Below are 21,462 nucleotides of genomic sequence, written 5' to 3' on the forward strand. Positions count from 1 at the left end.
TAAAATGGTATTTTCTCTAAATTTACCACGGTTAACGCTGTCTGGCGTTGGTGCGGTAGCGGAATCAGTTGACGTTCTAACCCAACAATCCGTCAAAAAAATCTTGGTTGTTACGGATAAAAACTTACTCGATTTAGGTATATTAGATTCGCTTTTTTCATCTCTAGAAGAAAAAGCAATTCATTATGTCCTTTTTGATAAAGTGACGCCGAATCCAACCGCAACTTTAGTGCGTGAAGGACATAAGTTTTATACAGAAAATCAATGTGACGGCTTTATTGCTGTTGGAGGAGGAAGCCCAATTGATTGCGCTAAAGCAATTCGAATTATGGCATCTAATCCGGGTGATATTTGTGACTATGATGGTGTTGGATTAGTACAAAATCGAGGAGATTTTTTTATTGCTATAAATACCACGGCTGGTACGGCGGCTGAAATGACATCAAACTCTGTCATTATAGATGAACAACGCAAAGTAAAAATGGTCTTGGTCGACAGTAAGCAAATACCGGACGTGTCCGTTAATGATCCTTCTCTTATGGTGGGGCTTCCAGCAAATGTGACCGCTGCTACTGGAATGGATGCGTTAACTCACGCCATCGAATCTTATGTGACACCTGGTGCTCACACCTTAACTCAACCTACGGCATTAGAAGCAATAAAACTTATTAACCTTTGGTTGCCTATAGCGGTTAAAGATGGGGCAAATATTGAAGCGAGAGCCAAAATGGCTGACGCTCAATTTTTAGCAGGAATGTCGTTCAATAGTGCTGGATTAGGTTTAGTACATGCCATGGCTCATCAACCAGGCGCGACACATAACCTACCTCATGGTGTTTGTAATGCGATTTTGCTTCCTGAAATATGTCAGTTCAATGCGCAAACTCAACCAGAACGTTTTCGAGCTATTGCCGAAGCGATGGGGGGAGATACAAGTCAATTGAATGATAGTCAAGCAGGGGAACTTGCCGTACAACTGATCCGTCGTTTATCTGCAGAGGTAGGTATTCCCTCAGGATTTACTCAACTGGGAATAACGGAATCCGATTTGGACCAGTGGATAGATAAAGCAATGCAAGATGTTTGTTGTGGAGGTAATCCTCATCAACCGAGCCCTGATGAGATCAAAGCGCTTTACTTATCATCATTGTAACTGGATCGGTTTACCAACGTAACTAAATCTGTTTGCTAAAAAGGTAGACGACACGCCTACTTTTTTAGCACTATTCTATCCTATCTTCTTACCGAGAGATCAACCAAGTTCAATTCGATTACGACCAGAAGCTTTGGCTCTATATAAAGCATCATCAGCTTTTTTGATTAAATCGCTGGCTTTTTCGCCATGCTTATATTGGGCAACACCACAACTTACCGTGAGAGTTTCCGATTCTACAAAAGAGAATTCCTGTACCTTTTTTCGAAAGTTCTCTGCAACAAGAGCGGCTTGTTCGCAATTTTGTCTAGGTAACAAAACAAGAAATTCTTCTCCTCCCCATCGGCCAATAACATCTGATTTTCGGAAATAGTTTTTAAACAAAAGGGCTAATGATTGAAGAACTTCATCTCCAACTAAATGCCCATAGTTATCATTGATTTTTTTGAAATAATCAATATCAATCAGAAGGATAGAAAATGAATACAGATACCGCTGTTCCATATTAATTTCGCGCTCTATCACGTCATCCAATCTAATTCGATTCGCCAAACCAGTTAAACTATCGCTGCGAATACCAATATAAGAGCTTTTCAACGCATACAGCATCTGCTGGAAAGAATAAGCGAGTGAATGTATCTCATTTTTACTCGCGTCTGAAGGCCTTATATTAAAAGGGAGCTTTTGGAAAGAGTTAATCATTTTATCAATTCGTTTCTCTTTCGCTTCAAAACTGGAGGTCATCTCTTCGTCTTTACTTAGTTGCATTGTATTTTGCAGTTGTTGAATCGGGTTCATAACAAAGCGAATCAATATACTATTGATTGACCATAGAAGAATGACCGAAAAAGACAGGATAGAAGCAAAGAAAATAAGGATAATATTATTCGTTTGTTTTTGAATTTGCGCAATCGAGTACTCAATGTTCCAAAAACCAACCCGTTCTCCATAAGCAACAATTGAGCTATCGAAGCTTAAAATGCTATGTTGTTTACTTTTACCTGGTTTCATCATGGTGGTAGAGGAAAGAGCCAACAATGTCTCCTCATCTAGAGCTTGACGCGATTGATTGTCAGAACTCACGAGAAATTGCCCAGCATCATCAAAAACACTAATAGCAAGAATATTAATATTCTCTGAGTCGATGATCGAAGTTAATGAGTCTTGAATAGCAAGAGTTTGATTAGAGAAAATTTCATTCCCTAGAGTTGAGCTATGTTGCGTGGTCAGTTCTTGTAAGGAGGTTTGAATATCTTTAATCACTATATTACGTCGAACATTTTCATACAGAATAAGTATGCTTCCAAATACAATCGCCACTACGATTAACGTCACAACAATAGTAATGTTAATTCTGTACCGAATACTCCTGCCATTAGTCATCGGTAGTGGTTAGCCTTGTTCAGGTTTTATCGTAGCCACTATATTGGTTTTGCCATCTGTTATTTTAATCATTAACATTTGTTTTATAGCGTCTCCATTCTGGTCAAATGTAATATTGCCTGTCACCCCTTTATAATCCTTGGTTACCGCAAGTTGATCGCGTATGGCTTTCCGATCTAAGGAATCGGCACGCTCAATTGCTTCAAATAATATCATCGCCGCATCGTATCCACCCGCGACATAATCGGTAACTTCGTAATTTATACTGTAACGTTTTACAAAATCTTGCGCTTCTTTTGTTTCCAGGTTTTTATTCCAATGAGATGAATAATAACCTTCTTCTAAATCTTGTCCTCCGTAAGCAACAAATTCTTTATAAGACCAAGTATCTCCACCCATCATTTTGGCTTTTATTCCCATTTTACGAGCTTGTTTCACTATATAACCACTTTCGCCATAGCCGGGAATAAATAACAAATCTGGCTCTAAATCTTTCACTTGCTCTAACTCTGCCGTTAAATCGGTTTGCTGAGTTTTGTAGTTGTATACCGCGACAACTTCTCCTCCCATCTTACCAAAATCGTTTTGAAAAACTTCAGCAAGACCAATACTATAATCGCTTTTTATGTTCTGTAAAATAACGACACGTTGGCTTTTTAAGTGATTAGCCGCAAAATTCGCTAATATTTTTCCTTGCCAAGTATCGGATACGCAAGCTCGAAAAATATAGTCGCCAATTTTAGTTAACTTCGGATTGGTAGAGTCTGGTGAGATCATCGGCACCTGCATTTTTTGTAAATACGGCGCAATCGCTAATGAGTGAGTACTCCATGAGGCGCCAATAACGGCAACTACATTGTCTTTCACTGCTTGTTTTGCAGCCAACAAGCTTTGAATGGCTGTACTATGATTATCATATTCTAGAAGTCGGACTTTTTTACCTCGTATCCCTCCTTTACTGTTTATCTCATCAACAGCAAAACGTGCAGCTTGAAAAAGCACTAAGTTTTCTTCTGCTGCTTCTCCTGTTTTGGCAAAAATAGCACCAATCTTTACTTCATCCGCAGCTTGAACTACCGAAAATGGATAACTAACTGAAAAAATAAACAATAGCGTTAAAAATCTAATCAAAATACGGTCTCTAAAAGCTCATCTAGCATTTCAAGCTAGCATACTGTAACCGCTTTTGCCAACACCATAATAAACACCACGCATATCTATATCCAGAATGGCAAAAAGCCAATAGACGAAATAAATCTATTGGCTTTTCAAAGACAGTATTTTTTCAAAAACGATGCTTACTCAAAAACAATACTGACTCAAAGAGTATGCTTGTGAAATATTAATCGTTACGATTGTCTTGAGCTTCAAACTGATAACCAACATTCACGATAGCGCGATAAGAAGTTTCGCCACGTGCTTCAGAGAACTCTTCAATGGTAACAACCGTATCACCTAATGTGATGTTAGATACAAAGTTATCGCCAATAGGTGATAATTTGAAACGAAGCTCTGAATTGCTCGCTGTTTCTAATGTTTCTACATAATCAAAACCAGCTTCATACGCAGCGGCTTTAGAATCGAAACCTTCTGTTGCGATATTTCTTTCACTGTAAACGGTTTGAATACCAGCAAATGCAGTTGCACTCATTAATAAGGTTGTTGCTAAAACTGTTAATTTTTTCATATTATTTACCTTTAAATTCTTGATTAAAAAATGAGTGTTTAATTATTGGGGTACACCCTTGTTCTCACTCGACGAAGCTATTATTGCCTACTTTTACGTGATGGACATCACAAGAATTTGCCATTCATTATGGACTATTTAGCATCAATAAAATGAAATTTTTTCTGACATGCTGTTTATCGAACTTTCTATTGAAAGAAAAGGTCACTAACAATGAACCACTTTTATTGTTGATTTTGTAGCAACAGTGAAGTGCTCACATTATGCTAGTCGATTGAGTTTAAAAGCCTTAACATTCATCGTCTAATCGCTCTAAGCTTATTTTACCAACGAGAATACCTGCATGTTACGAAAAATCATTGCTCATACGCTACCACTGACTTTTGGCGTATTATCGCTGATGCTAGTTCAACTTGTAGATAGTATTTTTATTGGACGGTTAGGCATTGATGCACTGACGGCACAAGGTATAACTATACCATTCCAAACGTTATTTATTGGTATACAAGTCGGTATTGGAGTAGCAACAACAAGTATTATATCTCAAGCAGTCGGCTCAAAAAATAGACAGTCAGCAACCAAAACAGCGACTATTTCCGTTATCAGTGGTAGCGTTCTTTTATCGCTACTAAGTTTACTATTATGGATAAAACGTCCATTTTTTTACTCGTTGTTCGGCAACTTTACCACCGAATCTATTAGCAACAACTCTCTTGATAACAGTAATATAATCAGTATATTACTCAATCAATACTGGTCGGTTTGGTTAATCAGTGTCGTACTCGGGGCGCTAATGTACTTTATATCTGCGATTTACCGAGCGAATGGCGAAACAAAAGCGCCTGGATATTTCCTTGTTCTGGCTAGTTTGATAAACCTAATACTCGACCCACTATTTATGTTTACCTTTAATATGGGAATAAAAGGCGCTGCACTCGCGTCTTCTGTTTCCTATATCTTTTGTATTTTTATCATGGCCGTAAAAGTAAAGAATAAAAGTTGGTTCTGTTTTTCTTTATTCGACCGTACCAGTATCGATTATTTTCGTAGCTTGATTAACATGGCGATTCCAACCATTTCGAATCAAATTCTACCGTCAGTTAGTGCGATGACAGTAACGTATTTAATTGCCCAATTAGGTACAACCAGTGTTGCGTTTTGGACTTTACTCTCTCGTATAGAAATGTTCGCGCTGGTATTTTCGCTCTCTTTAACTATGTCGGTGCCACCTCTGGTTGGCCGTTACATTGGTGAAAATAAAATCGAAAAAGTCACACAACTGGTGTTTAGTTCCGCTGCTATTGTGGTTATTTATCACTTAATCATCGCGGTGATATTAGCTATTAGTGCACCTTATATCGCTAATCTTCTCACTACAGATACACGACTAAGTGACTCTTTATCCTATGCCTTAATTTTCGTACCCTTAAGCTACGGGCCGCTTGGACTCTGCATGCTTATTGTGTCGGTATTTAACGCATTGTGTGAACCTAGAAAAGCACTAGTTTTGTCTTCACTACGTTTATTTGTGTTTTATATTCCAGCAACATTTATTGGTGTGTCTATTGGTGGGATAGAAAACGTATTGTGGGCGGTATTTGTCGCTAACATTCTGGCGGGATCCACTGCGTGGTTTATGTTTTATCAACGCACAAACCAATTTAAAAAAACCGTTGAGTACTGTGTTACCAGTTGATTAGCGTACCACCAGTTAAGTGACGACTAGGTTATTCTTTTTAACTAACAAAAATTTCTACATTTGTTAGATCTTATTAAGCAAAACAAAGGTATCATAAGCCCATAGTATTCATTGCGCAGGGTCCTACTTATGGATATGGCAACTCGGTTAGGTTTATTTTTGGATGTTGTAAACCATGGTTCTTTTGCTAGAGCCGCAGATTTACGTAATCTCGATCGTTCCGTCTTATCGAAACAAATCAAAGTATTAGAAGATGATTTAGGAATTCGATTACTTAATCGTTCTACTCGTTCACTTTCATTAACCGATGCTGGGACTGAAATCCTTAAACAAGCAGAATCAGTACGAAATTTACTGTCTGATACGCAACGGATTGCCGAGTCATATCATTCTCAGCCAAAGGGACAAATAAAGATTACTGGCCCTACACCATTTGGGTACCTTTATTTAACTCAAGCGGTTAATAATTTTATGAAAAAATATCCAGATGTTCATATCAGTCTTCATTTAGACGATCGACGTTCCGATATTATTGGAGAACAATACGATATTGCATTTAGGGTAGGTGTTTTATCTGATTCCAATCTCATCGCTAAAAAAATCGCCAATAACCCTATCGCTATTTTGGCTTCTCAATCCTTTATCGAAAAATATGGCGAACCGAAAACGCCAGAAGAACTCATGCAACTTCCTGCGATTATTTATAATAATGGCGAAGTTACCCGCAATAAAATTGATTTTTGCCAATCTCCTGGTTGTGAAACCATGAGTACTTATACGATGAAAGGTAAATATAAAGTAAACCAAGCTAGAGCGATTTTATCGGCAGCTCAAGCTGGAGTGGGATATGCGGTTGTGCCATTATTTACTTTGGAAAAAAACATTAAAGAGCTAGGGCTTATCCCCTTACTTACACACTATAAAATGCCTAAAACTTATGGACAAATTCATGCGATTTATCCACATAGAAATCAAACACCTATCGTAAAATTATTCATCGAATCAGTACAAGAAATCATTGGAAAGCCTCCTATTTGGGAGAACTATATCGATGATTATACTTCCATGTACAAATAATCATGAACTCATGTACAAATAGCTCAATGAGATAAAAGTCACATAGGACTATAACGATTACTCTATTAGCGCTTTAAGAATATGCCAAAAACGGATTGTCATCGTAGACAATCCGTTTTTAACAACAGCCCAATTTTTGGCTACCATTCTATTTTCGGCAGCAATGAGTTACTTCACATAAAACTCTATACGAATATACTTATCATCTTCATAAAGTATCCGATAAGTAAAAATCGGAGAACTAAACACTCCTTCTAAGAAAGAAGAGCGCTTAGCTGTCGGTAGCCTAGCTAAAAACTCGATAGGTAATAAAAGCTTACCAGCATTCGAGAAGTGACTATTTAAATCGTTAGATAAAACGGCTATAAAAATTTCGCTGTAATCTAAATCCAACTCTTGTGCGCTGGAAAGCATAACGGTTAAGCCTAAATTACGCTCCATTCTTCTAATTAACAGAAGATACTCTTCTAGATGAGTAGGCAGTGAATCGGCTTGGTAATTGGCTAGTTCAGTGAAAATAGTCTCTAGATCGACTTGAGTTTTTTTGAACTGATTTAGCAACGTTTTTAACTTTTTCTTTAATCGTCTATAACGGCTATTTTTACTTTGCTTATTTAACCAAATTTGCAGCAAATCGTTTTTTTTCTGTGAAGAGAGCCGAACTTTAGCATCAAGTTGCTGAAATTCGATATAAAGAAGCGCACTCAGTGCGAGTTCTTTTACTAAAATTTTTGATTTATCTTCAGGTGATAGGAGTACTTTCAATGCTTATACTTATTCCTAGTCATGCCACAATAGTAGCAGCGGTTTTACTGGATCATAACGGTGGCTATAATAAAGATCTTGCTCACAATAAACAATCCTCATTATTATTTCTATAATTCATGTCATTCATCATAATTTAGCTATATCAGTCAACCCAGATTCGGATCCTAGAAAAATCAATTAATAAGCTCGCTGTAGCTTATACTCTAAATCGTTGACTCAACAGAAATAAATACTAACTTACATCGTTAGATATTGGTCAAAAATGAGAAATTAATGATTATTTTCAAATAATTAGTATTCAGGTGATTACATACTCTATTTTCTAGCTACTATTATAAATAGTATGCACAAAAGGATGAAACAAATGACAAAGATTAGTGACGCCTCTTCGGTAGACAGCAAGGTTCAATTATCAGGATTATATGACCCTTTAACCGAACTTTACAACAAACCTTTATTTATTCAGGTGATGGAATCATTGCTGCGCATATCGATACGTCAAAGGATGCCTGTTTCTCTTGTTATCGCCTGCATTGACCACTACTCAGAATTAAGAGAAAAATACGGTTTGCCGCAAGCACATCATTTAATAAAAAGTGGGGCTGATACAATAAAGTCGTTATCAAGAGATAGTGATATTCTTGCGCACTTTGAAGAAAACCAATTTGCTCTACTGCTATATAACTGCAACCAACATAATGCGATCAAAGTAACAGAAAGATTATGCTCTGAGATTGAAAGTAACTTATCAATTAATGACGAGAAAATAACATTCAATGTTGGCCTATCAACATTCGGTGAGACAAACGACGGTAACAATAAAACAGCAAAACAAATCGCTGAAGAACTCATTTCAGGTGCTTTACAGGACCTTAACGTTCAAGAATGAAGCAAGGCTATCATCAATAATCGGGTTGATTAATGCTGAACCGTAACTTGACGAAACAGCCAAGTATAACTATTGTTTTGTTAGTATCCTGATTTTAACAGTGTAATGGCTTTAACAGTATTATCGTTTAATGAGGACTGTCGTTTGGTTAACTACGCCAATCGTGTTTAGTTAGTAATGAGTGAAAAATCAACGAATTACTAATGTGTAGGCAATCAACTAATAAAGATATCAGTTCACAAGGATTCCGTCGAACACAAAATATTTATAATAGATCACTAAGTATTATTGATAACAAGTCAGTAGGTATTAAATTTCTTTGGAAGTGAGGTACTGGTTATGCTTAAGGATGTCATCGATCGAGTCAATCGAGCCCGAATAAAAGCTCAAAATAATTCACACTTTCAACATGCGGCCAAACAACATGCCAAGGCAATAGAGTCGCAAGAAGCCCCTCCAGTTTCACTAAAAACCACAAAGAATAAAAACAAACCTAAATCATTAGCGGATGTGTATAAACCTTATTTTGAGACCGACACGCAACATTAGACCTCCCCTTTGTCAGTCTGTGGGTTAGCATTTGTCTAGCCCATTTTTTTGCCTTTTAATCTTTTTCCTCTCTATTAATAGGACATTAAGGAGAGGGTTCCAAATTAATATTAGGGAAATGTTAGACACATAATGTGTTGTGGTCCAGCGCTACCTTCTAAATAAAGGCCTTCTTTTTCTATGAAACCGCCTTTAAGGTAGCAGTTTTTTGCGTTTGTATTTTTACAATTAACCGTTAAATACACATCTGATTTGTTTGGATAAGTTGATGGGAGATAATGACTTAAAGCCAAAATCGCAGCGCTTCCATAGCCCATTGCTTGAAAATTTTTCCCAATAAAATAGCCACGTAAGCCCAAACTATCGTGCTGAGCAAACTGATATTGTTCGCTGTAAACCGTATCAATCAAAAAGAAACCGACTACCCTTTCTTTAACTACGATCACGTGAGGATGAATCGAACCATTAACATTGGCTAGAATATCCTCTAAGCTGCCAACAAACTTCAATTGCTGTTCGGTAACACTAAGTGCATCAAGTTGTTCTGTATGTTCTAATTTCAGTTTTTCAATCGTGATCACAGGTACTATTTACCCTTAAATAGAAAAGTTATTTATTGTTGAGCATAACAATAATTTGATAAATATCCTCTTAATAAATTGAATTTTAAAGTGATTATTTTATCAAAGATGCTTGATATAACTTTTTTCTTGTTCATCCATCAATTCAAAACCAACCTTAAGTAAGTACTCTTCATGATTCGCTATAGTTGCATGAGCTTTTAGGGTTTTTACCCCTCTATTTTTGATGACTTCAGGGTTCGATTGATAATAATAATCTGCCAACTTAAAATCACGATACTCTGGTGTTACATAATCAACCAGAACCAGCAATTCTCCTTCCGTATTCAGATTTCCTACTAGCACACCCGCAATATTGTTATTTCTTAACATATAAAACGCAGTATCTGCCATTTTTAATTTTTCTAATGATGTTTGTTGCTCAATTTCATTCTTATAAGTAGAAATAAAGTAATCAAAATATTCCGAATTAACCACTGCACTAATTAAGGTAAATTGTTCTTTGGTTGTTTTTATTTTCCATAAAAAATAAACATTAATTCCAGCGATCCCTATGTTCATAAACATAGTTGGATAAGAATCTATAAAATATGCAAATAGTGCAAATAAGACGCAGCCTATAAAATTGATGACTCTGAGCTTGATAATCGACGTCATCGTCAACGAAACTAACACAACTAAAGAGGCTAAATAGCCAAACCATTCTATCCAGTCAAAATTCATTCTTATTTTCCATCCATCTGTTTTTTATAAGTATCGCTCTTTGTAAACATAGCATTTATAACCAACGTTAAGTTAACAACCTACTAGAGCAAAAGTGATAAGTGTAGCCAATATCATCAATTCAACAGGTTCTGTCTATCTTATGGTTGACCAACCAAGCTATAACTACCTTAGATGCCCTTCTAAGTGTCAAGAAGTAATTTGGACTGCATTAATCAACATATTTCTCTTTTTAAGAAGATAGTAAATTTCTCTTGCAATATATCTTTTCAAGCATCGCAACGCTTCCATTTTTGATAACCCGTCACCTACGCGCTTTTTAATATATTCTTGTGAACGCTTTTCGATACGAAGTCTGCCAATCGCAATTATATGAAGTGCACTGTTTGCCGCTCTATCTCCACCTCTATTCAATCGGTGTCGGTTAGTTTTACCTGATGAAGCAGGAATAGGGCTAACTCCACAGAGAGCAGCAAAACTCGATTCTGATCGCAGTCTCTCTGGGTTATCACCTAACGTGATCAGTAGCTGCGCCGCCGATTCATATCCCACTGCCGTTTGTTCAATTAATTGTGGTGCTAATGTTTCGACAATTGTTGCAATCATTTTATCTAAATCAGCAATCTCATCATGAAGTTCGATATATCTTCGAGCAAGAGATTTTAAAGTTATTCTATACGCAGTGCTAATGTCTCTGTAATTGGTTAAGTCAGGGCGGGTAGATGCAAGTGTACGGATTAAGCTCATTCGAGTCATATGCCTAAGGGTGTCACGTAACTCATCTGGAGCAGATACAATACTTGTTCTTATCATTTGTAAAGCTACTGTTCGAGCCGATACCGCACTTTTTCGACAACTTTTTAGGACTCTAAGAGATTCTACCATTCCATCTCTTGTTTTTGGTGTAACTGTTCTCAATTTGCTAAAAGCAGCATGTGCCGCATTTTCAGCATCTAATGAGTCATCTTTTCCTCGTTTACGACGGTCAGATTTGTCTGGTGCGGTAACCTCTAACACTTCAATCCCACTGCTTTGCATGTATCGTAGTAAACCAAGGCCATATGTACCTGAGCATTCAATTCCGATCCGTGAAACACGGCCAAATGATGACATCCACATAAGCATTTTTTTATATCCATGCCTAGTTGTTGGAAAGCTTTCGGTAGATAGTACTTGATTTAACTCATTTACAACGGCAGCGACATGTATATCCTTGTGAGTATCGACTCCCCCAACAATACATTCACGATCTATTTTGTTAATTTTATTCATGACTTCTCTCCATTGTTTCATTCGTTATGGACGAGAGCACTGAACCTAACATTTGGACATGACAGTAATGAGGTATTTAGCAGGCCCTTCTTGAGTCACAAATATAGGCGAGGTTGCCCTCACCAAGCAATGATATTAGACAATCGACAGATCCAAGGAATGACACATAATTGGTCGATCAGAGTGAGGGTCAGAAAGCCTAATACATTGTTGGTACCATGTTTCAAGCATGAACCATTAATGAATGATTGCCACCGTGAAACAAAGCAGTGACATTATTACTATCTGAGTGAAAATTACCATTGATACCGTACGAATAACCACTAAACTAATGAATATAATCTAACTCAGTAATTAATTTTTATAATGAATACCACCACTTTACTATTTTTAACTCTTTTATCTTTCTCTGCCGTTCAAGCGCATGCTATGACGAAAATAGAAAGTCCTCACTGTCCGGTAGGTTGTCCAGAAATTCAAATTGATGGTAATAGTATGATATTTGAACGTCTGTATGCTTTATCTCATAATCCTACAACTAAATTTGCAGATTGGGTCGCCTATGAAGTTGATGTGCAGAATTTTGGGACACACACCAATCGAAATTGGAGCAATCAACCTTTGTTATCCGAAGAGGAAAGACTAGAGGAAAAAGATTACAAAAACGCTTATAAGCAATTAAAAACCGATAGAGGGCATCAAGTTCCATTGGCTAGCTTTACGGGTAATAAGTATTGGTATACCTTAAATTACCTGAGCAATATAACACCGCAATCAAGCCTTCTAAACCAAAATGCATGGCAAGAGCTAGAATCGAGAGTGAGAGAAAAGGTGCAGTTTCGCGATTCATTATTTGTGATAAGTGGTCCTATTTATTCTGATGATTCAATGACTCTTCCAGCAGCCGATGAACCTCATAAGGTACCGTCTGCTTACTATAAAATAGTCTATAAACCGAATAAAAACTTAACTGAAGGAGCGGCAGCAGTGTTCGTTATGGCCCAAGATACGCCTAAAGATACCGATTTTTGTTCGACCAAAACTACGTTGAGTAATTTAAAACAGAAGCTGCCATATGCGCTACCAGAAACGCTAATCGATAGTAATAAAACAGCACAACGTTTGGGTTGCGATTGACGTATCACTGGCTTTATAAAATAGCTAACTTTTTGTAATATATATGGTTTTTAGATAAATCAAGCCATCAGTGTAACTGATGGCTTAAACAGTATCTATTTTACTAATGCAATAAAACCGTTACGCTAGATGTTCATTAAAGAATGCTAACGTTCTTTCCCACGCAAGCTCCGCTTCTTTTTCTACATATCGACCAGTGGAATCATTATGGAAACCATGATTGGCTCCAGTGTAGATATGAGCCATATAATCAGCTTTATTGGCCTTCAATACTTTCTCATATTCCGGCCAAGTAGCATTAACTCTTTTGTCGAGTTCTGCAAACTGCAGTAATAACGGACCTTTTACGTTCTCTTGAATAGTGTCTGCCGCGGGAGTGCCATAAAATGGCACGCCAGCATCGAGTTGTTCAGGAATGGTCGCAGCCAACATGTTAACGACATATCCACCATAGCAAAAACCAACCGCACCTAATTTACCAGAGCTAAGCTCATGCGACTTTAAAAATTGTGCTGCGGCAATAAAATCTTCTTCCAGTTTTCTTTTATCCATACTTTTTTGCATGACCCGACCGGCATCATCATTACCCGGATAACCCCCTAATGGATAAAGGCCATCTGGAGCAAAAGCAATAAAGCCCTTCGCCGCTAATCTTCGTGCTACATCTTCAATATATGGGTTAAGGCCACGATTTTCATGTATAACCAGCACTACCGGAGCCGTGCCTTCTAACCCTTTAGGTACAACAAGGTACCCTTGACAATCGCCGTGTCCTTTAGGAGAAGAAAAGTTAACATATGAACCAGTGATCAAGGGATCATTAAAAGAAATTTGTTCTGCATTTGCATAGTTAGGTAACAAAGCGCTGGTTAATACTGTCATAGTAAAGCCAAGTGCCACTAATCCTCCAAGACGAGACATAAACTCTCTACGGTCAATTAAGCCATGTGCATACTCGTCATACCAATCAAATGCTTCTTGAGGTATTGGTCTTGAAACAGTTTGATCATTTTTTACTGCATTTAATGTATCCATACTCACTTGTCTCCCTTTATGGAATATTGACTTAATTAACTGTAGTACGTTAATTAACACCCGATGGATCATTTTTTTAACAATTTTAGCTTACAATTAATATTATAATGAGAATTATTTACATTACTTTACATTTTGACGGTTAGAAATTTGGCATTAGCCCGAACAAGTTCATTGCCATTACAATAAATATGGCTCACTAATTTTTGCATACCTCTACGTTCAGAAAGAATAGAAGCATCAACCAGAAGTGTTTGATTTATAGGCACAGGGCGAATAAATCTAACCGTTAATTCAGCCGTCATAGCTTGTATATTTTGCGCAAATAAACATTGCGTCATAGCGCCATCGACTAAAGTACTAATAATTCCACCATGTAATTGATTTTCATATCCTTGATATGACTCACCCAGCTTTATTTCTGCTGAAACCCGGGTGTTTTCATGACGAATAAACTGCATTTTCAATGACATTGGATTCAAATTCGACTCACTACATACAATGCAATGGCGATGACTTTCTGGTTTGATAATTTTCATTTTCTGTCTTCATTATTGCTGTCTAATTAAAGGTAATTCCTTCCGTTATTTATAGCATATGCCAAAAACTTTAACCATAACATTATTGGCATATGCCAATAATTAAAGTATAGTGACCATGAAACTCAGTTAAGGAGACATTATGGCCAGACCCAAAAAATGCCGACGCATTTGTGGGCGACCAGCACACAGCTGCTTTAAACCCAATGGCATACCACTTAAAAACTTAAAAAAGGTTGAAATACTAGCTGAAGAGTTTGAAGCGATACGACTAGCTGACTACGAAAACATGAGTCAACAAGAAGCAGCAGACCAAATGGGAGTTTCAAGGCAGACTTTTGGCAACATCATTAATCGAGCAAGATTTAAAGTTGCTTCTGGTCTAATAGAAGGTAATGCACTTGTTCTTGATGATAAGGAGTCTGAACAATGATCTACGCCATTCCACACAGCAGAGATTGCGTCGCTAACCACTTTATGAAAGCGAAACAGTTTGTGTTTTTAAATGAACAAAGCCAATTTATCAAAAATATAGACAACCCTGCAGCAGAAGCAGGATGTTCTTGCCATGAAAAGAAGGCAACAATATCACGACTTAAAGAAATGCAGACTGATGCGATTATTGTACGAAATATTGGAGAACGAGCTCTAGGGAAATTACTAAAATCAGGGATTCGTGTTTTTAAGCTAACGCAAAAAACATCGATATCAATGGCGCTTAACAGCCCGATGATTGAGTTAACCAGCGCTTCTTCTGGTCGTCCATCCCAGAATCACTTGAAAAAAGGAAAGTGTTCTGGTCATTCTGGTCATTCTGGTCATTCTGGTGGATGCTGTGGTCAACATGAGAAGAAAGATACATTGATGGGCTCCATTTCATCACTTTCTCCACTCAAAAAACGCTAGGTGAGATAATGACCACTATATTTATTACTTTTGGTGTATTTCTTATTGTTATCTTGTTGATGGCAATAGGCGTTATTTTGAATAAAAAGACGATACAAGGAAGTTGCGGCGGTTTGAATAATGTCGGTGTGGAAAAAGTTTGTGACTGTGAAGAGGTATGTGACGAACATAAGCTATATCAGATTTCTGAGCCAAGTGAGAGATAGACTAGCATCAATAAAAAAGGCTTTAGTTAATAACTAAAGCCTTTAAAATACATTATATTTCTTAATCTTAGAATTAAGCTGTCGCTTGTTTACCAACAGGTGCTTCTTCTTTAGTTCGACCGATTAGAGGTTTTCCTACCGGCATCACTTCACGACCAAACTCTGCATTAAGAACTTGCGCCATAGCAAAGTAAATAGCGCTAGCGCCAACGAAAATACCTTCGAAACCAGCAATCGTTCCAATAAAATGGCTACCAGTAAAATCACGGAGTGCAAGTAGAGCAAATAGAATGGTTAATGATCCAAAAACTACTTGCTTAGCAGTAGGGTAACAAAGTGAACCAACAAACATAAAGCCAGTGAAGATAGCCCATAATGTTAGATACCATCCCATAAATCCTTCTGGGCTAGCCGTTAAACCCATTTCAGGCATTACAATCAAACCCACTAATGTAAGCCAAAATAGGCCATAAGAAGTGAATGCTGTCGTACCAAAAGTATCACCACGTTTGAAGCACATGATGCCAACGATTACTTGGCCAAGACCACCATAGAAAATACCCATAGCAAGGATCATTGAATCAATTGGGAAAAAACCTGCATTGTGGATATTCAATAGAATAGTTGTCATACCGAAGCCCATTAAACCTAATGGTGCTGGGTTAGCTAATTTTGTAGACATTTGGTCTTAACCTTATCAAAAATAGTTTAAAAAATTACAAATAGTTGAAGTCGGCGCATGTTAGATGAAATATTGTTCAGGTTCAACTGTTATTCGACTTAAAAACCAATAATGTCAATTATTCTGATAAAAAAAAGCCAGCATCTTCATGCTGACTTTAAGGTAGTCTATAAATTAGAAATAATTACGGTTTTATTCCCACTCTATTGTTGCTGGCGGTTTACCTGATATGTCATAAACAACACGAGATATACCATCCACTTCATTAATGATGCGGTTAGATACTTTACCTAAGAAATCGTAAGGTAAATGTGCCCAATGCGCGGTCATAAAGTCGATTGTTTCAACCGCTCGAAGCGAAACCACCCAGTCGTATTTACGTCCATCGCCCATAACACCAACAGAGCGTACAGGAAGAAAAACGGTAAAGGCTTGAGAAACTTTATGATAAAGATCCGCTTCATGAAGCTCTTCAATAAAGATAGCATCGGCACGGCGCAAAAGATCACAGTACTCTTTCTTAATTTCACCAAGCACACGAACACCTAAACCAGGTCCAGGGAAAGGATGACGGTATAGCATGTTGTATGGAAGACCAAGTTCTAAACCTATTTTACGTACTTCATCTTTAAACAACTCACGTAATGGTTCAACTAGGCCCATTTCCATATCATCAGGAAGGCCACCAACGTTATGATGCGATTTAATCACATGTGCTTTGCCAGTTTTAGAAGCGGCAGATTCAATAACATCAGGGTAAATAGTCCCTTGCGCTAGCCATTTCGCGTTTTTCAATTTCTTCGATTCTTCATCAAATACATTGATAAATTCGTGACCGATAATTTTGCGTTTTTTCTCAGGGTCAACTTCACCAGCTAACGCGCTAAGGAAGCGTTCTTCCGCTTCAATTTTGATGATATTTAATCCGAAATGATCACCAAACATGTCCATAACTTGCTGACCTTCATCCAAGCGTAGCAAACCATTATCAACAAACACACATGTTAACTTATCACCAACAGCACGTTGAACTAACATAGCAACAACAGAAGAATCGACTCCTCCGGATAATGCTAAGATGATTTCATCATCTCCAACTTGTTGCTTAATTTGTGCAACCGCATTATCGATAATAGATTGAGGTGTCCAAAGCTTTTCACAGCCACATATGTTAAGAACAAAATTCTCTAACATACGTAACCCTTGACGAGTGTGAGTGACTTCTGGATGAAACTGAACACCGTAGAACTTTTTCTCTTCGTTTGCCATTGCAGCAAATGGGCAGGTATCGGTTTCTGCTACTTTGCTAAAATCAGACGGAATAGCGACAACTTTATCACCGTGGCTCATCCATACGTCTAATAATGGCGCGCCATCTTCCGCAATCGCATCTTCAATATTTTTGAATAGCTCGCAGTCATCAATAACTTTAACTTGGGCATAACCAAACTCACGCTCATCGGAACCAGCAACGTTGCCACCTAATTGCTCAGACATGGTTTGCATACCGTAGCAAACACCAAATACTGGTACGCCAGCTTCAAACACATACTGAGGCGCTCTTGGAGAGTTTGCCTCTGTTACACTTTCTGGACCACCAGAAAGAATAATACCATTTGGAGCGAACTCACGGATATCCGCTTCATCCACATCCCAACTCCATAACTCACAGTAAACGCCAATTTCACGGATACGACGAGCAATAAGCTGTGTATATTGAGAACCAAAATCTAAGATCAAAATTCGTTGATCATGAATGTTTTTTGTCATTTTCTCTTCTCAAAATAGGTTAATGTAATAACTTATTGGTAAATCATTTGTCACACAACAACAATATGCTGAAAACACAATATTGTTGTTGATCATTCAGCAAAAATTAGCCTAAACGGTAATTTGGTGCTTCTTTAGTAATCTGTACATCATGAACATGAGATTCTTTCATTCCTGCGCCAGAAATTCGAACAAATTCAGCTTTGGTACGCATATCTTCAATCGTTGCAGAACCGGTTAAGCCCATACTTGAACGCAATCCACCCATTTGTTGATGGACTATCTCTTTTAAACGGCCTTTATAAGCTATGCGTCCTTCAATACCTTCTGGTACCAATTTATCGGCAGCGTTGTCTGTTTGGAAATAGCGGTCAGAGGAACCTTGTGACATCGCTCCTAATGAGCCCATGCCGCGATAGGATTTATATGAACGACCTTGATAAAGAATGATCTCGCCCGGCGCTTCTTCCGTTCCTGCCAACATCGACCCAACCATAACACAAGATGCGCCCGCAACAATCGCTTTACAAATATCACCAGAAAAACGAATACCACCATCAGCAATAACTGGAATACCATATTGATCGGCGACTTCAACCGCATCAGAAATAGCAGTAACCTGAGGAACCCCTACACCAGTAACAATACGGGTAGTACAAATTGAACCAGGGCCAATTCCTACTTTAACCGCACTAACACCAGCGTCGATAAGAGCTTTGGCACCTGCGCCTGTAGCAACATTACCACCTACAATTTCAAGGTCTGGATGAGCAGCACGTGTTTCACGAATACGCTCAAGTACTCCTTCTGAATGACCATGAGAGGAATCAATAAGAAGTACATCTACACCAGCTTCAACTAATGCAGCAACGCGTTCTTCATTACCGGCCCCTGCACCAATCGCTGCACCGACACGTAAACGACCTTTATCATCTTTACAAGCATTCGGTTTGCGTTCTGCTTTGTGAAAATCTTTAGCAGTAATCATTCCGGTTAACTGAAACGCATCATTTACGACTAATACTTTTTCGACCCGAGCTTTGTGCATTTGCTCTTGAACTTCTTCAGGAGACGCGCCCTCTTTTACCGTTGCTAGACGAGCTTTAGGTGTCATTACTTGGTCAACTGTTTTGGTTAAATCAGTAACAAAGCGAATGTCTCGTCCAGTAATAATACCAACTAATTCATTGTTATCTGCTACGACTGGGTAACCTGCAAAGCCGTTCTTTTCTGTTAGAGCAAGGACGTCAGCGATGGTATTGGTTGGTTTTACTGTAACTGGGTGAGAAACCACACCTGCTTCAAAGATTTTAACCAAACGAACTTGTTCAGCTTGCGCTTCAATAGACATATTTTTGTGGATGAAACCGATGCCGCCTTCTTGGGCTAAGGCTATAGCAAGCCGAGCTTCAGTAACGGTATCCATAGATGCCGATAGCATTGGAATATTCAGCGAAATATTTTTAGTTAACTTAGTGCGAAGGTCCGCTGTATTAGGAAGAACTGTTGAATGTGCAGGAACGAGTAATACATCGTCAAAGGTAAGTGCTTCTTTTGCTATTCGTAGCATTGCAATATCTCTCAACTATGGTTTAAAAACCGAGGTTAAAACGAAAAATTCACCCTTATCGTTTCGCATAATAAGGATGAATCAAATTTGTATCTAAATTGATATTGCAGACGGATTATACGCAGGACGCAATCGTTTCGCTACACATTTTTTCATTTTTTATTTGCATTAACCCCCTTGCTATGTATTATATTGGCGCTAATTTCCATAATCACGTTCTGTGGTATCACTTTGCCTTTACAAACTAACCAAAATATCTTCACCGTTTCCCGATTAAATGCAGAAGTTCGGCTATTGCTGGAAAATGAAATGGGCATCGTTTGGTTGGTTGGTGAAATTTCTAATTTTTCGGCACCCGTTTCGGGGCACTGGTACTTAACCCTTAAAGATTCTAGAGCACAAGTAAAATGTGCCATGTTTCGTGGTAATAATCGTCGCGTAATCTTCAAACCTTGCAACGGTAATCAAGTATTAGTTAAAGCTCGTCTATCGCTTTATGAACCTCGTGGTGATTATCAGCTAATCATCGAAAGTATGCAGCCTGAGGGTGATGGTAGACTACAGCAAGAATTTGAAAAATTGAAAATGCAGCTGGCAGCGGAAGGCTTATTTGCACAATCGTTGAAAAAGCCATTACCGGAGAACCCGAAGACCGTCGGTATCATTACGTCGAAAACCGGTGCCGCGCTATATGATATTCTTGATGTACTAAAACGTAGAGATCCAAATTTACCCGTTGTTGTTTATCCTACTACGGTTCAAGGTGAGTCTTCTGCATTTGAAATCGCTCAAGCAATAGGACGAGCGAATTCAAGAGAGGAATGTGACGTCTTGATAGTCGGTCGTGGCGGCGGTTCTTTAGAAGATCTTTGGTGCTTCAATCACGAAGTACTAGCCCGAACTATTGCCGCTAGTCACATTCCTATTATTAGTGCGGTAGGCCATGAGGTTGACGTTACCATTGCTGATTTTGTTGCAGATGTTCGTGCGCCAACCCCTTCCGCAGCGGCTGAATTAGTTAGTAGAGATCAAAGTCATAAACAACAGGCGATTTTATCTCGGACTAATCGCCTAATACACACAATGGAAACGGCATTGTCTAAACGACAATACCGATTACAGCAGCTAACACATGGGCTAGAAAAACAGCATCCTAACTATCATCTGCAGCTACAGAGTCAGCGATTAGATGATCTTGAATCTCGATTGATAAAAATAACTCAGCAGCAAGTTAGCGCTAAACGATATAAGGTTGATAACTTAAATTATCGATTACAACTGAATTCGCCGGATATTCAGTTGAGTAAGCAACGTCACTCGTTAGCTCAAGCCGAACAAAAACTTATTGATGCCATTAATAAAAAAATGATGATCTCTAAGCATAGTTTGGCTCTTTATGCCGAAAAACTAGATACGGTTAGCCCTCTTGCTACGCTTAAACGTGGTTATTCAATTAGTAAAGATGCATCAGGAAAAATAATCAACCATACTTCAGCGATTAAAAAAGGTGATCAAATGATTACTCAAGTTGTAGACGGAACTATCACTTCTACCGTTAATTGAGTATCGAATTTACTTGATATTAGTACAATGAAAACTAATTTTGTTGGTGAAATTCGATTCGAACCGCAGACTTAGATTTCATTTCATTACAAGTATTACAAAAATAACTCACTGAACCACACGCTTGTAATTTTTCCAACTCAGCCTCACAACTAGGGCAGAATGCGAGTTTACTATAGGTAATGTTGCATTCTGTGCATTGATAAGATCCAGCATCCCATTGCAATTCGCTATTACATGTTGGACATGAATTTTTAACAGTCATCTTGTTTA

23 protein-coding genes are annotated in these 21,462 nt (G+C 38.1%); 10 read left to right on the plus strand and 13 right to left on the minus strand.

Annotation, left to right across the window (positions count from 1 at the left end):
* The first annotated feature begins 4 nt into the window (after nt 1–4).
* Nucleotides 5–1,153 carry a lactaldehyde reductase gene (gene fucO / locus ACLKML_RS09015; RefSeq protein WP_413285054.1) on the plus strand — a complete coding sequence of 383 codons (1,149 nt, stop codon included), beginning with the start codon at nt 5–7 and terminating at the stop codon, nt 1,151–1,153.
* A gap of 99 nt (nt 1,154–1,252) precedes the next feature.
* Here the strand turns inward: fucO and ACLKML_RS09020 are convergent, their stop codons facing one another.
* From ACLKML_RS09020 to ACLKML_RS09030, 3 genes are all read right to left on the minus strand, one after another.
* Nucleotides 1,253–2,536 carry a GGDEF domain-containing protein gene (locus ACLKML_RS09020; protein WP_413285055.1) on the minus strand — a complete coding sequence of 428 codons (1,284 nt, stop codon included), beginning with the start codon at nt 2,534–2,536 and terminating at the stop codon, nt 1,253–1,255.
* 9 nt (nt 2,537–2,545) lie between these two features.
* On the minus strand, nt 2,546–3,667 hold the full coding sequence (locus tag ACLKML_RS09025) for an ABC transporter substrate-binding protein (protein ID WP_413285056.1): 1,122 nt from the start codon (nt 3,665–3,667) through the stop codon (nt 2,546–2,548).
* A gap of 211 nt (nt 3,668–3,878) precedes the next feature.
* On the minus strand, nt 3,879–4,223 hold the full coding sequence (locus ACLKML_RS09030; RefSeq protein WP_413285057.1) for a DUF3316 domain-containing protein: 345 nt from the start codon (nt 4,221–4,223) through the stop codon (nt 3,879–3,881).
* 343 nt (nt 4,224–4,566) lie between these two features.
* Between ACLKML_RS09030 and ACLKML_RS09035 the strand changes: the two genes are divergently transcribed.
* On the plus strand, nt 4,567–5,919 hold the full coding sequence (locus ACLKML_RS09035) for an MATE family efflux transporter (protein WP_413285058.1): 1,353 nt from the start codon (nt 4,567–4,569) through the stop codon (nt 5,917–5,919).
* A gap of 132 nt (nt 5,920–6,051) precedes the next feature.
* Entirely contained in the window at nt 6,052–6,999 is a 948-nt protein-coding gene (locus ACLKML_RS09040) for a LysR family transcriptional regulator (protein ID WP_413285059.1), read from the plus strand.
* Nucleotides 7,000–7,167: 168 nt separating this feature from the next.
* On the opposite strand, the gene ACLKML_RS09045 is transcribed toward ACLKML_RS09040, so the two are convergent.
* The gene (locus ACLKML_RS09045; protein WP_413285060.1) at nt 7,168–7,764 is read right to left on the minus strand and encodes a DUF2913 family protein; all 597 of its coding nucleotides are present in this window, start codon (nt 7,762–7,764) and stop codon (nt 7,168–7,170) included.
* Nucleotides 7,765–8,131: 367 nt separating this feature from the next.
* Here ACLKML_RS09045 and ACLKML_RS09050 point away from each other — a divergent pair, with 367 nt between their 5' ends.
* Nucleotides 8,132–8,656 carry a GGDEF domain-containing protein gene (locus tag ACLKML_RS09050; protein WP_413285061.1) on the plus strand — a complete coding sequence of 175 codons (525 nt, stop codon included), beginning with the start codon at nt 8,132–8,134 and terminating at the stop codon, nt 8,654–8,656.
* A gap of 339 nt (nt 8,657–8,995) precedes the next feature.
* Nucleotides 8,996–9,205: a hypothetical protein gene (locus ACLKML_RS09055; protein WP_413285062.1), complete on the plus strand. Its 210-nt coding sequence runs from the start codon at nt 8,996–8,998 to the stop codon at nt 9,203–9,205.
* Between the two features lie 110 nt (nt 9,206–9,315).
* Here ACLKML_RS09055 and ACLKML_RS09060 read toward each other — a convergent pair whose 3' ends face one another.
* The 3 genes from ACLKML_RS09060 to ACLKML_RS09070 form a co-directional block, all read right to left on the minus strand.
* Entirely contained in the window at nt 9,316–9,786 is a 471-nt protein-coding gene (locus ACLKML_RS09060; RefSeq protein ID WP_413285063.1) for a GNAT family N-acetyltransferase, read from the minus strand.
* Nucleotides 9,787–9,888: 102 nt separating this feature from the next.
* Nucleotides 9,889–10,509, minus strand: coding sequence for a hypothetical protein (locus ACLKML_RS09065; RefSeq protein WP_413285064.1), 621 nt, complete (start codon nt 10,507–10,509; stop codon nt 9,889–9,891).
* Between the two features lie 189 nt (nt 10,510–10,698).
* The gene (locus ACLKML_RS09070; protein ID WP_413282512.1) at nt 10,699–11,781 is read right to left on the minus strand and encodes an IS110 family transposase; all 1,083 of its coding nucleotides are present in this window, start codon (nt 11,779–11,781) and stop codon (nt 10,699–10,701) included.
* A gap of 429 nt (nt 11,782–12,210) precedes the next feature.
* Between ACLKML_RS09070 and ACLKML_RS09075 the strand changes: the two genes are divergently transcribed.
* On the plus strand, nt 12,211–12,918 hold the full coding sequence (locus ACLKML_RS09075) for a DNA/RNA non-specific endonuclease (protein WP_413285065.1): 708 nt from the start codon (nt 12,211–12,213) through the stop codon (nt 12,916–12,918).
* Nucleotides 12,919–13,038: 120 nt separating this feature from the next.
* Here the strand turns inward: ACLKML_RS09075 and ACLKML_RS09080 are convergent, their stop codons facing one another.
* Together ACLKML_RS09080 and ACLKML_RS09085 are read right to left on the minus strand one after the other, a co-directional pair.
* Nucleotides 13,039–13,953, minus strand: coding sequence for a dienelactone hydrolase family protein (locus ACLKML_RS09080; protein ID WP_413285066.1), 915 nt, complete (start codon nt 13,951–13,953; stop codon nt 13,039–13,041).
* 128 nt (nt 13,954–14,081) lie between these two features.
* The gene (locus ACLKML_RS09085; protein WP_413285067.1) at nt 14,082–14,492 is read right to left on the minus strand and encodes a PaaI family thioesterase; all 411 of its coding nucleotides are present in this window, start codon (nt 14,490–14,492) and stop codon (nt 14,082–14,084) included.
* Between the two features lie 142 nt (nt 14,493–14,634).
* On the opposite strand from ACLKML_RS09085, the gene ACLKML_RS09090 reads away from it, so the two are divergent.
* The 3 genes from ACLKML_RS09090 to nqrM are packed head-to-tail and all read left to right on the plus strand — an operon-like array spanning nt 14,635 to nt 15,604.
* Complete coding sequence (locus ACLKML_RS09090; protein WP_413285068.1) at nt 14,635–14,925, plus strand: DUF134 domain-containing protein; 291 nt, start codon at nt 14,635–14,637, stop codon at nt 14,923–14,925.
* Complete coding sequence (locus ACLKML_RS09095; protein ID WP_413285069.1) at nt 14,922–15,398, plus strand: NifB/NifX family molybdenum-iron cluster-binding protein; 477 nt, start codon at nt 14,922–14,924, stop codon at nt 15,396–15,398. The genes ACLKML_RS09090 and ACLKML_RS09095 overlap by 4 nt, the downstream gene beginning before the upstream one ends.
* 8 nt (nt 15,399–15,406) lie before the next feature.
* Entirely contained in the window at nt 15,407–15,604 is a 198-nt protein-coding gene (gene nqrM, locus ACLKML_RS09100; RefSeq protein WP_413285070.1) for a (Na+)-NQR maturation NqrM, read from the plus strand.
* Nucleotides 15,605–15,677: 73 nt separating this feature from the next.
* Here the strand turns inward: nqrM and ACLKML_RS09105 are convergent, their stop codons facing one another.
* The 3 genes from ACLKML_RS09105 to guaB form a co-directional block, all read right to left on the minus strand.
* The gene (locus ACLKML_RS09105; RefSeq protein ID WP_413285071.1) at nt 15,678–16,286 is read right to left on the minus strand and encodes an acetate uptake transporter; all 609 of its coding nucleotides are present in this window, start codon (nt 16,284–16,286) and stop codon (nt 15,678–15,680) included.
* Between the two features lie 192 nt (nt 16,287–16,478).
* Nucleotides 16,479–18,056, minus strand: coding sequence for a glutamine-hydrolyzing GMP synthase (guaA, locus tag ACLKML_RS09110; protein ID WP_413285072.1), 1,578 nt, complete (start codon nt 18,054–18,056; stop codon nt 16,479–16,481).
* A 106-nt stretch (nt 18,057–18,162) separates the two neighbouring features.
* A complete protein-coding gene (guaB, locus tag ACLKML_RS09115; RefSeq protein ID WP_413285073.1) occupies nt 18,163–19,626 on the minus strand; it encodes an IMP dehydrogenase in 1,464 nt (487 codons plus the stop codon).
* 231 nt (nt 19,627–19,857) lie between these two features.
* Here guaB and xseA point away from each other — a divergent pair, with 231 nt between their 5' ends.
* Complete coding sequence (gene xseA, locus ACLKML_RS09120) at nt 19,858–21,189, plus strand: exodeoxyribonuclease VII large subunit (protein ID WP_413285074.1); 1,332 nt, start codon at nt 19,858–19,860, stop codon at nt 21,187–21,189.
* Between the two features lie 34 nt (nt 21,190–21,223).
* Here the strand turns inward: xseA and ACLKML_RS09125 are convergent, their stop codons facing one another.
* Nucleotides 21,224–21,454, minus strand: coding sequence for a zinc ribbon domain-containing protein (locus ACLKML_RS09125; RefSeq protein ID WP_413285075.1), 231 nt, complete (start codon nt 21,452–21,454; stop codon nt 21,224–21,226).
* Nucleotides 21,455–21,462 lie beyond the last annotated feature (8 nt).

The sequence above is a fragment of the Vibrio sp. MA40-2 genome (assembly GCF_047302445.1).
Lineage (GTDB): Bacteria > Pseudomonadota > Gammaproteobacteria > Enterobacterales > Vibrionaceae > Vibrio.

Bases quoted from the DNA above. Each gene is read 5' to 3' on its own strand.
- fucO (WP_413285054.1), top strand. From the start codon at position 5: ATGGTATTTTCTCTAAATTTACCACGGTTAACGCTGTCTGGCGTTGGT.
- ACLKML_RS09020 (WP_413285055.1), bottom strand. From the start codon at position 2,536: ATGACTAATGGCAGGAGTATTCGGTACAGAATTAACATTACTATTGTT.
- ACLKML_RS09030 (WP_413285057.1), bottom strand. From the start codon at position 4,223: ATGAAAAAATTAACAGTTTTAGCAACAACCTTATTAATGAGTGCAACT.
- ACLKML_RS09035 (WP_413285058.1), top strand. From the start codon at position 4,567: ATGTTACGAAAAATCATTGCTCATACGCTACCACTGACTTTTGGCGTA.
- ACLKML_RS09040 (WP_413285059.1), top strand. From the start codon at position 6,052: ATGGATATGGCAACTCGGTTAGGTTTATTTTTGGATGTTGTAAACCAT.
- ACLKML_RS09050 (WP_413285061.1), top strand. From the start codon at position 8,132: ATGACAAAGATTAGTGACGCCTCTTCGGTAGACAGCAAGGTTCAATTA.
- ACLKML_RS09055 (WP_413285062.1), top strand. From the start codon at position 8,996: ATGCTTAAGGATGTCATCGATCGAGTCAATCGAGCCCGAATAAAAGCT.
- ACLKML_RS09065 (WP_413285064.1), bottom strand. From the start codon at position 10,509: ATGAATTTTGACTGGATAGAATGGTTTGGCTATTTAGCCTCTTTAGTT.
- ACLKML_RS09070 (WP_413282512.1), bottom strand. From the start codon at position 11,781: ATGAATAAAATTAACAAAATAGATCGTGAATGTATTGTTGGGGGAGTC.
- ACLKML_RS09075 (WP_413285065.1), top strand. From the start codon at position 12,211: ATGACGAAAATAGAAAGTCCTCACTGTCCGGTAGGTTGTCCAGAAATT.
- ACLKML_RS09080 (WP_413285066.1), bottom strand. From the start codon at position 13,953: ATGGATACATTAAATGCAGTAAAAAATGATCAAACTGTTTCAAGACCA.
- ACLKML_RS09085 (WP_413285067.1), bottom strand. From the start codon at position 14,492: ATGAAAATTATCAAACCAGAAAGTCATCGCCATTGCATTGTATGTAGT.
- ACLKML_RS09090 (WP_413285068.1), top strand. From the start codon at position 14,635: ATGGCCAGACCCAAAAAATGCCGACGCATTTGTGGGCGACCAGCACAC.
- ACLKML_RS09095 (WP_413285069.1), top strand. From the start codon at position 14,922: ATGATCTACGCCATTCCACACAGCAGAGATTGCGTCGCTAACCACTTT.
- nqrM (WP_413285070.1), top strand. From the start codon at position 15,407: ATGACCACTATATTTATTACTTTTGGTGTATTTCTTATTGTTATCTTG.
- ACLKML_RS09105 (WP_413285071.1), bottom strand. From the start codon at position 16,286: ATGTCTACAAAATTAGCTAACCCAGCACCATTAGGTTTAATGGGCTTC.
- guaA (WP_413285072.1), bottom strand. From the start codon at position 18,056: ATGACAAAAAACATTCATGATCAACGAATTTTGATCTTAGATTTTGGT.
- guaB (WP_413285073.1), bottom strand. From the start codon at position 19,626: ATGCTACGAATAGCAAAAGAAGCACTTACCTTTGACGATGTATTACTC.
- ACLKML_RS09125 (WP_413285075.1), bottom strand. From the start codon at position 21,454: ATGACTGTTAAAAATTCATGTCCAACATGTAATAGCGAATTGCAATGG.